At 72.9% G+C, this 12,619-nt stretch carries 9 protein-coding genes; 6 read left to right on the plus strand and 3 right to left on the minus strand.

Annotated features, from left to right (window positions below; genetic code table 11):
• The first annotated feature begins 64 nt into the window (after nucleotides 1-64).
• A complete protein-coding gene (locus ACWGIF_RS16760; RefSeq protein ID WP_453497447.1) occupies nucleotides 65-1,870 on the plus strand; it encodes a glycoside hydrolase family 15 protein in 1,806 nt (601 codons plus the stop codon).
• Nucleotides 1,871-1,996: 126 nt separating this feature from the next.
• Here the strand turns inward: ACWGIF_RS16760 and ACWGIF_RS16765 are convergent, their stop codons facing one another.
• Entirely contained in the window at nucleotides 1,997-4,177 is a 2,181-nt protein-coding gene (locus ACWGIF_RS16765; RefSeq protein ID WP_453497450.1) for a SpoIIE family protein phosphatase, read from the minus strand.
• Between the two features lie 285 nt (nucleotides 4,178-4,462).
• On the opposite strand from ACWGIF_RS16765, the gene ACWGIF_RS16770 reads away from it, so the two are divergent.
• Complete coding sequence (locus ACWGIF_RS16770; RefSeq protein WP_453497453.1) at nucleotides 4,463-5,200, plus strand: class I SAM-dependent methyltransferase; 738 nt, start codon at nucleotides 4,463-4,465, stop codon at nucleotides 5,198-5,200.
• A gap of 47 nt (nucleotides 5,201-5,247) precedes the next feature.
• Here ACWGIF_RS16770 and ACWGIF_RS16775 read toward each other — a convergent pair whose 3' ends face one another.
• A complete protein-coding gene (locus tag ACWGIF_RS16775) occupies nucleotides 5,248-6,153 on the minus strand; it encodes an alpha/beta hydrolase fold domain-containing protein (RefSeq protein ID WP_453497456.1) in 906 nt (301 codons plus the stop codon).
• A gap of 208 nt (nucleotides 6,154-6,361) precedes the next feature.
• Here ACWGIF_RS16775 and tdh point away from each other — a divergent pair, with 208 nt between their 5' ends.
• From tdh to ACWGIF_RS16795, 4 genes are all read left to right on the plus strand, one after another.
• Nucleotides 6,362-7,390: an L-threonine 3-dehydrogenase gene (tdh, locus tag ACWGIF_RS16780; RefSeq protein WP_453497459.1), complete on the plus strand. Its 1,029-nt coding sequence runs from the start codon at nucleotides 6,362-6,364 to the stop codon at nucleotides 7,388-7,390.
• Between the two features lie 101 nt (nucleotides 7,391-7,491).
• Nucleotides 7,492-8,700, plus strand: coding sequence for a glycine C-acetyltransferase (locus ACWGIF_RS16785; RefSeq protein WP_453497462.1), 1,209 nt, complete (start codon nucleotides 7,492-7,494; stop codon nucleotides 8,698-8,700).
• A gap of 30 nt (nucleotides 8,701-8,730) precedes the next feature.
• Nucleotides 8,731-9,645: a LysR substrate-binding domain-containing protein gene (locus ACWGIF_RS16790; RefSeq protein WP_453497465.1), complete on the plus strand. Its 915-nt coding sequence runs from the start codon at nucleotides 8,731-8,733 to the stop codon at nucleotides 9,643-9,645.
• Between the two features lie 118 nt (nucleotides 9,646-9,763).
• Entirely contained in the window at nucleotides 9,764-11,677 is a 1,914-nt protein-coding gene (locus tag ACWGIF_RS16795) for a S41 family peptidase (RefSeq protein WP_453497468.1), read from the plus strand.
• A gap of 93 nt (nucleotides 11,678-11,770) precedes the next feature.
• Here ACWGIF_RS16795 and ACWGIF_RS16800 read toward each other — a convergent pair whose 3' ends face one another.
• On the minus strand, nucleotides 11,771-12,550 hold the full coding sequence (locus ACWGIF_RS16800; RefSeq protein WP_453497471.1) for a DeoR/GlpR family DNA-binding transcription regulator: 780 nt from the start codon (nucleotides 12,548-12,550) through the stop codon (nucleotides 11,771-11,773).
• Nucleotides 12,551-12,619: the final 69 nt, after the last annotated feature.

Raw genomic sequence — 12,619 nt, forward strand, 5'->3', positions numbered from 1 at the left:
CGTTCCAGGGGTGTCCGGGGCCCTGAGCTGATTGGCCCCGGACATTCGCGGGAAGAGCGCACAAATGACACAACCCATCGAAGACTACGCACTCATCGGCGACCTGATGACCAGTGGACTGGTCGGCCGCGACGGGTCCATCGACTGGCTGTGCCTGCCGCGCTTCGACTCGGCGGCCTGCTTCGCCAAACTCCTCGGCGACGAGGAGAACGGCCACTGGCGCATCGCACCCCTCGGCGCCGCCGACGGCGAGCCGTGCACGCGCCGCGCGTACATCGACGGGTCGCTGGTCCTGGAGTCGTACTGGGAGACCGACACCGGGACCGTCAAAGTCATCGACTTCATGCCGCAGCGCGACGTGGCCCCCGACGTCGTCCGCATCGTCGAGGGCGTCACCGGCACCGTCAGGATGCGCAGCACCCTGCGCCTGCGGTTCGACTACGGCCACGTCGTGCCGTGGGTGCGCCGCAGCAACGGTGACCGGGTCGCCGTCGCCGGGCCCGACTCCGCATGGTTCCGCAGCGAGCCCCCGGTCCGCACCTGGGGCGAGGAGAACAGCACCCGCTCCCAGTTCCCGGTCACCGCCGGCCGGCGCGTCGCCTTCGTCCTCACCTGGCACCCCTCCCACCAGCCGCAACCCGAGCCCACCGACCCCTTCGAAGCCTTGGAGTGCAGCCTCGCCGACTGGCGGGAATGGGCCTCCCAGTGCCGCTACGAAGGCCCCTACCGGGAGGCGGTGACCCGCTCCCTCATCACCCTCAAAGCCCTCACCTACGCCCCGACCGGCGGCATCGTCGCCGCGGCCACCACCTCCCTCCCCGAGGAGATGGGGGGCATCCGTAACTGGGACTACCGCTACTGCTGGCTGCGGGACTCCACCCTCACCCTCGGCTCGCTCCTCTCCACCGGCTTCCTCGACGAGGCCCGCGCCTGGCGCGAGTGGCTGCTGCGCGCGGTCGCCGGCAACCCGGCCGACCTCCAGATCATGTACGGGATCGCCGGCGAGCGGCGGATCCCCGAGACCGAGCTCCCATGGCTGCGCGGCTACGCCTCGTCCGCCCCGGTCCGCGTCGGCAACGCGGCCGTCGACCAGCTCCAGCTGGACGTGTACGGGGAGGTCATCGACTCCCTCCACCTCGCCCGGTCCGCAGGCCTGCCGTCCGAGCGCCACGCCTGGCGGATCCAGCTCGCACTCCTCGACTTCCTGGAACGCAACTGGCGCCGCCCCGACGAAGGCCTGTGGGAGGTCCGCGGCCCGCGCCGCCACTTCGTGCACTCCAAGGTGATGGCGTGGGTCGCCGCCGACCGGGCCGTCCGGGCCCTGGAGAACGACCCGTCGATGCCCGGCGAGGTGGAACGCTGGCGCGCCATAAGGGACGAGGTCCACAGCGAGGTGTGCACTCACGGCTACGACGCCGAGCGCGGCACCTTCACCCAGTACTACGGATCCCGCGAGCTCGACGCGGCGACCCTGCTCATCCCCAGGGTCGGATTCCTGCCGCCCGACGACCCTCGGGTCATCGGCACGGTCGACGCGGTGCGCGCGGAACTCGGCAGCAGCGGACTGGTCCGCCGCTACAGCACCCAAGGTGCGGCCGTCGACGGACTGCCCGGCGACGAAGGGACCTTCCTGGCATGCTCGTTCTGGCTGGCCGACGCGCTGCACCTGACGGGCCGGGAGCAGGAGGCCCGCGCCCTCTTCGAACGGCTGCTGGCCGTACGCAACGACGTGGGACTGCTCGCGGAGGAGTACGACCCGGTCGCAGGCTGCCAACTCGGCAACTTCCCCCAGGCGTTCAGCCACGTCGGGCTGGTCAACACGGCGGTGATCCTGGCGGGCGGCGAGACACGCGCCCCCGACGCGGGGTGAACGCCGGCCGGCGTGCGGGACCACCGTCCGGCGGGGACGCGTCACGCGCGTGACACACCCGGGCCCGTGCGGCCTGCACGCAGCCGCCGTCGTACCGGCCCTCCGGGTGGTGCGGCACCCGGCGGTCTACGGGTCCCCGCCCCTGCGGCATGCCAGCAGGAGGGCGATGTCGTCCGGCCGGTCCATGCTGCTGCCCGCCTCGCCGACCAGCCAGTCGGCGGTTTCGGTCAGCGGGGACGGCCGGGCCGCGGCCAGGGCCGTCCGCAGCTGTTCCACCCCGACGTCGATGTCGATGCCCGGCGTCTCCACCAGGCCGTCCGTGTAGAGGGCCAGAACCGAGCCCGTCGACAGCCGCAGTTGGGTGACCGGGTACGAGGCGTCCGGGTCGATGCCGAGCACGACCCCGCCCGCCAGGTCGAGCACCTCGGTCCGGCCGTCGGGATGGCGCAGCAGCGGCTGGGGGTGGCCGGCCCGCACGGCCCGGACGGCACCCGACGCAGGGTCGAGCAACACGTAGCAGCAGCTGGCGAACTGGCCCGGGTCCAGGTCGATGAGCAGCTGGTTGGTGCCCCTCATGACCTGCTCCGGCGCGCTGCCGCTCAGCGCGAAGGCCCGTACTGCGCTGCGGAGTTGACCCATGGTCGCCGCGGCCGCCACACCGTGCCCCTGGACGTCCCCGATGACCAGGGCCAGCAGGCCGCGGCCGGTCTCGATGACGTCGTACCAGTCGCCGCCGACGTCCATTCCCAGGGTGCCGGGGAGGTAGCGGCCGACCGTGTCCACGTTCTCGGACACCGGCAGCCGGTGCGGCAGCAGGGCCGACTGCAGCCCGCGGGCCAGCGCCGCCTCGCTGTCGTAGCGCCGCGCCCGCGCCAGGGCCTGCGCGATCAGTCCGGCCAGTGCGGTCAGCACCGTACGCTCCTCCGGGCTGAAGCCGCGGGGCGAGTCGAAGCCGAGGATGCAGGAGCCGACCGGCCGGCCGGAGGCGATCAGAGGCAGGAACGCGCGGGCCCCGACGTCGGCGTCCAGCGGAATGCCCGGATAGGCGGCGGCCAGGTGTTCCATCGACTCGAAGAACAACGGCCGGCCCGTGGTCAGGGTCTCCACGCCCGGCAGCCGGGCGTCGAGCGCGACCCCGTCGAACCGGTCGAGGAAGCCCGTCGGGAAACCGGTCTCCCAGGCGAGGTGCAGATGCCGTTCGTCGAGCAGGTAGATCGCCAGCTGGCGGCCGCCGAAGGCCGGCAGCAGCTCCTCGGTGACGACCGCCGACACCTGCCGGGCCGTGACCGCCTCCGTCAGCGCGATGGCGAGGGCCACCGGCCGGTACAGCGCAGAGGCCTGGTCGGCGGGCGAGCCCACGCCCGCACCGGGCGGGGCCACCGCCGTGGGCGCGTAGGAGGGCTTCTCGGTTCCGCCGATCGTCAGGGTCACTCCGTCAGGGGCCGGGTACAGGTCCACCGACAGCCACTCCCACGGCGGGTGCCGGCCGCGCCGGGCGGGGAAGTGCACCGGCTCGCCGGACATGAAGGCGGACCGGAAGTGGTCGTCGTAGGCGGGATTCCCGAGCCAGGGCTGCGCCTCCCACAGCAGCCTTCCGCGCAGCTGCGGACCGCCGAGGCCGAGCAGGTCCTCGGCCGCCCTGTTGACGAAACCGATCCGGCCCTGCCGGTCCAGGGAGAGCACCGCCTGGGCGAGCCGGTCCACGGCCTCGCGGGCGCCCTCGGCCCCCGGATTCGGCGGCGGCGTCGGCACACCCACCGGGTCGCCCTCCCACGTCACCGGAGCCCCGGCCGCCGTGAGCGCGGCGAGGTCCTGCGCCAGCCGGTCCGCGGCCTCCCGCAGCCGTTCCCGGTCCGCGGCCCCGACCGGGACGCCGGGGGTCGCCGCGCGCAGCACCAGCAGCACTCCGAACCGTTCCGTCCCCGCCGTCACCGGTTCGTACAGCGAGGCGAAGGGGAACGGCAGCCCGGCCATCAGCTGGGGGAAGCGGCTCATGGCCGACTCCGCGTCGGGCAGGTGCACTGCCTGCCCGGAGCGGTATGCCTCCGCGACCGGGTAGGGGCGGTTCACCTGCATCCGCCACCACGGCCGGTACAGGGGCAGCGGCAGGCCCGTGAAGACGGCCAGGAGCAGGAGCCCCTCGCGGCGCGAACGCAGGTAGACCCCGCCCGCGAACCCGCCGACGGCCTCCACGGCGCTCACGGCGCCCTTCGCGAGCGCCTGGGCCGTGGCATCGGGGGCGGGGCCGCCGCTGTCCGCTCTCGCGATCACACAGTCAGGATGCGCCCTGGGTGGCGGCCACTGCATCCCGGCCGCGCCCGCGCCGCCCCGAGCCCCGTACCGGGAGGATCGCGACGACGCGGCCCTTCGGCATGGCCTGCACCCGCGCCACGGAGCCGACGGGGCGCCCGCCCGGCTGCGCGCCTGGGCCCGCGAGCCGATGCCGACGGGCCATGAGCGGCCGGAGCAGTCGCGATAGGCCGACCGCTTCCCTCGTGCGGGGGACGTACGGGTGTACGGGCAGCCCCCGTACGCGCCGCGGGGCACGATACGCAGGCGTCCCACCCCCGGCAGGCCCCCGGAAGGCAGAGCATGCGGTTCCAGTACGACACCATCGGCGAGCGCTACGCGGAGTCCACGAACACGGCGGCCTTCTCGGCGGCCGACACCTACACCCTGCACGGAGCCCTCGACGCGCTCGGCGGAGTACGCGGGCTCGACGCCCTCGACCTGGCCTGCGGGTACGGCTACAACACCCGGCTGCTGGCCCGCGGCGGGGCCCGGCGGACCGTCGGCGTGGACGTCTCGGAGGAGATGATCCGGCTGGCCCGCGAGCACGAGGCGACGAAGGACCGCCCCGACGTCGAGTACGTGGTCGCCGACGCCGCCGGCCTTCCCCACCTCGGCCCCTTCGACCTCGCCACCGCCGCGTACGTCTTCAGCTACGCCCCCGATCGCAGACACCTGCACGCGATGTTCCGGTCCGTGCGCGCCAACCTGCGCCCCGGCGGGCGGCTGCTCGCCATCGTGCCCAATGCCGGGGCGTTCCCGCGCGTGGACTGGTCGCCGTACGGGGTCCGCATCGTCGACCGGATCCCGGACGGCGACGCGCCCCTGCTGAAGGCGCAGTTCCTGACCGAGCCGCCGGTGCCCTTCGAGTTCCGTGAATGGGCGCACGCCGACCTCGCCGAGGCGGCCGTCGAGGCGGGTTTCGTGACGGTCGGCTGGCAGCCGAACCGCACCCCGCCCGCCGACCACGTACGTGACGAGGCGTACTGGACGGCGTACCGCGCCTGGCCGATCAGCTCACTGATGACCTGTACGGCGTAAGGGCCCCGAGCGCCGCCCGGTCAGCGCCATCGCAGCCGTCGCAGCCGTCACAGGTCCGCCGTCCCCCTGATCAGCTCGACGATCCGGTCGCGCGCCGCCCGCCCCTCTGGCACCGGCAGCAGCGGGTACGCGTGCAGGAGCCCCGCCTCTTCGTGGAACTCCACCTCGGCGCCCTCCGCACGGGCCCGGCGCAGCAGCTCCCTGCTGTCCGTGGTCAGCAGGTCCCGGGTCCCGGTGAACACCGTCAGCGGCGCCAGCCCCGCGAAGGTTCCGTGCAGTGGGCTCACCCGGGGATCGTCGGCGGCCAGGGTCCCGGCGTACAGCCGCCCGGCCTCCCGCAGTCCCGGGCGGGCCAGCATCGGATCGGCCGCCTCGATGGCCTCCTGGTCCGGATGGCTCATGCTCACGTCCAGCCAGGGCGAGATCAGGACGATCCGGGACGGCTGGGCCCCGGTGGCGTCGCGCAGCCGCTGCGCGGCCGCCAGCGCCATCCCGGCCCCGGCCGAGTCCCCGATGAGCACCGTCCCGCCGTCGCCGCTCTCGATCAGGCCGCTCAGCAGGTCGGTGGCGACCGGGACGGTCCGGTCGGCGGTACCGCGCGGAGCGAGGATGTACGCCGGTACGACGACCCGCGCCCGCGCCTGCGTGACGAGGGTCCGGATCAGCGACCAGTGCGGGCGGACCAGTTCGTTGATGTAACCGCCGCCGTGCACGTACAGCACCTGGGCCGCGGGCTCGGCCCCGAGGGGGCAGACGTCGTACACCGGCCAGGCTCCGACGAACGTCCGCGAGACGTCCGCGACCCGGCCCAGCCGGCGCGGCGGCAGATGCGACGCGGGCCGGCGGGCGGACTGCGCCACCCGGGCCCGTACCGCCTCGGCGCTCGCGAACCGTCTTCGCCGCCCCGCCACGGTCAGCGCCGCCGACAACGCCCTGCTGCGCAGACTCGGCACGCCCTCACCTCCCCTTTTCCCCGTGCCCGCACCGGCACGGGCCCCTGCCCGTCAAGGGAGGAGCATAGGCGTGAAGCTGCGCTGTCGACCCGCTTAAGAAAGTCTCGATGGACTGATCACCACGCCGATCGGCAGATTGGTGCCCGTCACCGACGCCGTCCGGGCCCGCACGCCCGCGGCGCCCCCTTCCGCATGCCTGGAGCCACCCATGAAGGCACTCGTCAAGCACAAGGCCGAGCCCGGCCTGTGGCTCATGGACGTCCCCGAGCCCGAGTACGGCCCCGGCGACGTGCTGATCAAGGTGCTGCGCACCGGCATCTGCGGAACCGACCTGCACATCCGTGCCTGGGACGGCTGGGCGCAGGGCGCGGTCAAGACCCCGCTCGTCCTCGGCCACGAGTTCGTCGGCGAGGTCGCCGCCCTCGGCGCGGACGTGCGCGACATCGAGATCGGCGCGCTGGTCAGCGGCGAGGGCCACCTGGTCTGCGGCAAGTGCCGCAACTGCCTGGCCGGCCGCCGCCACCTGTGCCGCAGCACGATCGGCCTCGGCGTGGGCCGCGACGGCGCCTTCGCCGAATACGTGGTGCTGCCCGCGCAGAACGTGTGGGTGCACCGCACCGCCGTGGACCTGGACGTCGCCGCGATCTTCGACCCGTTCGGCAACGCCGTGCACACGGCGCTCTCCTTCCCGCTGGTCGGGGAGGACGTGCTGATCACCGGCGCCGGGCCGATCGGGATCATGGCGGCGGCCGTGGCCAAGCACGCCGGCGCCCGCAACGTGGTGATCACCGACGTCAGCCCCGAGCGCCTGGAGATCGCCCGCAAGGCCGGCGCCACGCTCGCCGTGAACGTCGCCGAGTCCTCCATCGCCGAGGCGCAGGCGCGGCTCGGTCTGCGCGAGGGCTTCGACGTCGGCCTGGAGATGTCCGGTCGCGCCGAGGCGATGCGCGACATGATCGACAACATGACGCACGGCGGCCGGATCGCCATGCTGGGTCTGCCCGCGACGGAGTTCCCCGTCGACTGGGCGAAGGTCGTCACCTCGATGATCACCATCAAGGGCATCTACGGCCGTGAGATGTTCGAGACCTGGTACGCGATGACGGTGCTCCTCGAGGGCGGGCTCGACCTCGGCCCTGTCATCACCGGCCGCTACTCCCACCGCGAGTTCGAGGCCGCCTTCGACGAGGCGTCGACCGCCCGCAGCGGCAAGATCATCCTGGACTGGACGGCGTAACCGCCCTCCGTCCCACCGCACCATCTCCCACCGGCCGGGCCCCGCAGACCCTCCCCCCTCCGCGGGGCCCGGCCCCCTCCGCCGCACAAGGAGAACGCAGCATGTTCGAGACCGTCCGCGACGACCTCCGCAGCACCCTCGACGAGATCCGCTCCGCCGGTCTGCACAAGCCCGAGCGCGTCATCGGCACCCCGCAGAACGCGGCCGTCGCCGTCACCTCGGGCGGCGCCGCCGGCGAGGTGCTCAACTTCTGCGCCAACAACTACCTCGGTCTGGCCGACCACCCCGAGGTCGTCGCCGCCGCGAAGGACGCACTGGACCGCTGGGGCTACGGAATGGCCTCCGTCCGCTTCATCTGCGGCACCCAGGAGGTGCACAAGGAGCTGGAGGCCCGGCTCTCCGCCTTCCTCGGCCAGGAGGACACGATCCTCTACTCCTCCTGCTTCGACGCCAACGGCGGCGTCTTCGAGACCCTGCTCGGCGCCGAGGACGCGGTCATCTCCGACGCCCTCAACCACGCCTCGATCATCGACGGCATCCGCCTCTCCAAGGCGCGCCGCTTGCGCTACGCCAACCGCGACATGGCCGAGCTCGAGACGCGCCTGAAGGAGGCCACGGAGGGCGGCGCCCGGCGCAAGCTGATCGTCACCGACGGCGTCTTCTCCATGGACGGCTACGTCGCACCCCTCCAGGAGATCTGCGACCTGGCCGAGCGCTACGACGCCATGGTCATGGTCGACGACTCGCACGCCGTCGGGTTCGTCGGCCCCGGCGGCCGCGGCACCCCCGAGCTGCACGGGGTCATGGACCGCGTCGACATCATCACCGGCACCCTCGGCAAGGCCCTCGGCGGCGCCTCCGGCGGCTACGTCGCCGCGCGCGCCGAGATCGTGGAGCTGCTGCGCCAGCGCTCGCGCCCGTACCTCTTCTCCAACTCCCTCGCCCCGGTCATCGCGGCCGCCTCCCTCAAGGTCCTCGACCTGCTGGAGTCGGCCGGCGACCTGCGCGAGCACCTCGCCGCCAACACCGCGCTCTTCCGCACGAAGATGACCGAGGCCGGCTTCGAGATCCTGCCCGGCGACCACGCCATCGCCCCGGTGATGATCGGCGACGCGGCGGAGGCGGCCAGGATGGCCGAGCTGCTCCTGGAGCGCGGCGTGTACGTGATCGGCTTCTCCTACCCGGTGGTGCCGATGGGCGCTGCGCGCATCCGCGTCCAGCTCTCGGCGGCCCACTCGACGGCCGACGTGGAGCGCGCGGTGGCCGCCTTCATCGACGCCCGTGCGGCGCTCGGGACCGCTGAGGCCTGAGGGACCTCTGCACCCTGAGACAATGGTGGGGTGATCGACCCCCGCCGGCTGCGCATCCTGCGGGCCGTGGCGGACCACCGTACGGTGACCGCCGCGGCCGCAGCCCTGTACCTCACCCCCTCGGCCGTCTCCCAGCAGCTCGCGGCGCTGGAACAGGAGACGGGCCACGTGCTGCTCACGCGCAGCGGCCGCGGTGTCCGGCTCACCGCGGCAGGCGAGATCCTGCTCGGCCACGCCCACGAGGTGCTGGCGCAGCTGGAGCGGGCGGAGGCCGAACTCGCGGCGTACGCGGGCGGTTCGGCGGGCGAGGTCACCGTGGCCGCCTTCGCGACGGGTATCGCGGAGGTGCTGGCCCCGGCGATCGCCCGCCTCGCACTGGAGCACCCGGGGATCCGGCTGCGGGTCCGGGACGCGGAGGGCGACCAGAGCCTGCCGCTGCTGCTGGACGGCGAGGCGGACCTCGCGCTGGCGGTCGAGTACCGGGGCGGGCCCGGCGCCGACGACGGGCGGCTCTCCGTCCTCCCGCTGTACGCGGAACCCTTCGACGCGGTCCTGCCCTCCGGCCACCCGCTCGCCGACCTGCCCGCCGTGTCACTCGCGGACCTCTCCGACTCGGACTGGGTGGGCCAGTACCCCGGCAACCCGTGCCACGACGTGACGCTGCTCGCCTGCGAACTGGCCGGCTTCCAGCCCCGGTTCATCCACTCCTCCGACGACTTCCGCGCCGTCACGGCGCTCGTGGGGGCGGGCGCCGGAGTGGCCCTCGTACCGCGCTCGGCGCTGCGGGGCATCGACCTCAAGGAGGTCCAGGTCCGCCCGGTCACCGGGCCGGCCGCCACCCGCCGGGTCTTCGCCGCCACCCGCCGGGGCGGCGAGACCCACCCGTTGATCGCGCCGGTCCTGGCCGCCCTGGTCCGCGAGTCGGAGCGGCTCCCGGCGCACTGAGCGTGCGGGATCACGCCTGCCGTACGGGTGAACTGATGTGCGGGCCCTGAGGAAGGCGGCGGGAGCGGCCGATGACTGGGGTGAGCCGCAGGAGCCGTACCCCGACCACGGAGGCATCATGGGCCGAAGCACCGCCGAAACCGCTCCCGAGTACCTCAGCCAGACCGCCGAACCGGTGCGTGAGCACCTGGCCGCCGCCACACAACTCGACACCTTCCTGGCGGGTGCGGGCACGCTCACCCTGGAACAACGGATGCTCCTCGTCGACCAGGCACTGGTGCTGCTGGAGCAGAACTACGTACACCTGCCCCTGAAGGTCGCGATGCACGCGGTCAATCCCGTGCAACGGCTGCGCCTCCTGCGCCGGCAGCTGGAGCAGCAGACGGCGGCCACCATGCCGCCGGAGTGGATCTTCCACGCGGAGATGTCGAAGGTGTTCCACTCGGTCCGGGACCTGCACACCAATTACGTGCTGCCCGCGCCGTTCCGCAACAAGATCGCCTTCCTGCCCTTCCGGGTCGAGGAGACCACGGAGGGATCGACGTCCCGCTTCCTGGTCACCCGCATCACCCAGGGATTCTCCGCGCCGGGGTTCGCGCCGGGTGTCGAGATCACCCACTGGAGCGGCATCCCCATCGAGCAGGCCGTCGAGCTCAACGCGGCCCGGTTCGCGGGGAGCAACGTGGCGGCGCGCCGCAGCAGAGGCGTCCAGTCGCTGACGGTGCGCTCGCTCTCGGCCCATCTCCCCCCGTTCGAGGAGTGGGTGACCGTGAGCTACAAGGCCACCGACGGCGCCGCGCGCGAGCTGCGCGAGAACTGGCAGATCGTGGAAAACCTCCCGCCGATGGCAGGCCCGACCGGTGAAGCCGCGCTCGTCATGGGCATGGACTACGAGGCCGACGAGATCAGCCGCGCCAACGTCATGCTCTTCGCCCCCCACGTCGTCGAGCAACAGCAGGCCGTGGATTCGGGACGTGCCCCCGACTCCGCGGCGGACGAGATCGCCGGCACCATGCCGCAGGTGTTCACGGCCCGCACCGTCCAGACCCCGTCGGGCACCTTCGGGCATGTCCGCATCCACACCTTCTCGGTCGACAGCGCCGACGCCTTCGTCCAGGAGTTCGTCCGGCTCATCGGCCTGCTGCCCAAGAACGGTCTGATCGTCGACGTGCGCGACAACGGCGGCGGCCTGGTCTGGGCGTCGGAGCTCACGCTGCAGACCCTGACGCCGCGCCGCATCACGCCGGAACCGTTCCAGTTCGTCAACACCCCTCTCAACCTGCGCATCTGCCGCAGCAGCCGCAGCCTGAGCCCCTGGGTGCCGTCCATGGAGCAGGCGGTCGAGACCGGGGCCACCTTCTCCGCCGGCATCCCCCTCACTCCGGAGTTCCGCGCCAACGAGATCGGTCAGCAGTACTTCGGCCCGGTGGTCCTCATCACCAACGCCCGCTGCTACTCAGCCACCGACATCTTCGCGGCCGGCTTCCAGGACCACGGCATCGGCACCGTGCTCGGCACCGACGACAACACCGGGGCCGGCGGCGCCAACGTCTGGGGGCAGGGACTCTTCCTCACGGACTTCCCGGTCGCCGAATCGCCCTACCGTCCCCTGCCGAACGGAGCCGGCATGCGCGTGTCGATCCGCAGGTCCCTGCGGGTCGGCGACCGGTCCGGTACGCCCCTGGAGGACCTCGGCGTCGTACCGGACGAACGCCACCGGATGACCCGCCGGGACCTGCTGGAGGGCAACGTCGATCTCATGGCGCGGGCCGGTGAACTCCTCAAGGGCCAGCCCGTGCGGGAGTTGACCATCGCCGACGCCACGCGCGCCGACGGCTCGCTCCGCCTCAAGCTGAAGACCGCCAACCTCGACCGCGTGGACGTGTACCTCGACCGGCGTCCCCGCACCTCGGTTGACATCCCCGACGGTCAGGCCGACGTCACGGTACCGGGCGCCACCGCGGCCCGGTCGGTGCGGGTGGACGGCTTCGCCCGGGGAGAGCTCGTCGCCAGCCGCACCAGCCCGCTGTAAAGGGCAGGGGGCGGGGCCGGGGCCGGGGGCGTTCGGATCTTGTCGCCCGGCAAGATCCGAAAGACACGCCCCACACCCGGGCCACCCCGCCCCTCACACCCGCAGTACCTCCACACCCGCCGCCGCGAACTCCCGCGCGACCTCCGCCGTCAGACCCGTGTCCGTCACCAGGACGTCCACCGACGAGGTCGCGCAGATACGGGCGAAGGCGCGTACGCCCAGCTTGCTGGAGTCGGCCGCGATCACCACCCGGCGGGCCCGCTCGCACAGCAGACGGTTGACCGAGGCCTCGTCCTCGTGCCGGGTCGCCGCACCGTCCGCCGGATCGAAGCCGTCCACGCCGAGCACCGCGGTGTCCACGGCGAGCTGCCCGAGGACCTGCTCGGCGAGCGGACCCGTCAGCTCGAACGACTGGGGGCGGGCGACGCCCCCGGTCAGCACGATCTTGAACTGCGGCCGGATCACCAGCTCACCCGCGATGTTGAGGGCGTTGGTGACCACCGTGAGCGCCGGCGAGCCCTGGGCCAGGTCCGCGCGCCCGGCCAGGGCCCGCGCCACCTCGGTGGTCGTGGTGCCGCCCGTCAGGCCGATCACCTCGCCCGGGCTGACGAGGGCCGCCACGGCCTCGCTGATCCGGCGCTTCTCGGCGGCACGGCGCGAGGTGCGGTAGCGCAGCGGGAGTTCGTAACTGACCCCGTGCAGCACCGCTCCGCCGCGCGTGCGGACCAGCAGCTGCTGCTCGGCGAGCTGGTCGAGGTCCCGGCGGATGGTCGCGGCGGACACGCCGAGGGCCTCCGCCGCCGGTTCCACCTCCAACTCGCCCCGCTCCACCAGCAAGTCCAACAGTGCCTGCCAGCGCTCCTTGCGGGTCATCGGCCGCCCCCTTCGGTGTCCTGCCACATGTGTTCTATGACTCTTCCACGGCGCTCTCCAGCGGCCTCC

The organism is Streptomyces sp. NPDC054849, assembly GCF_053610945.1.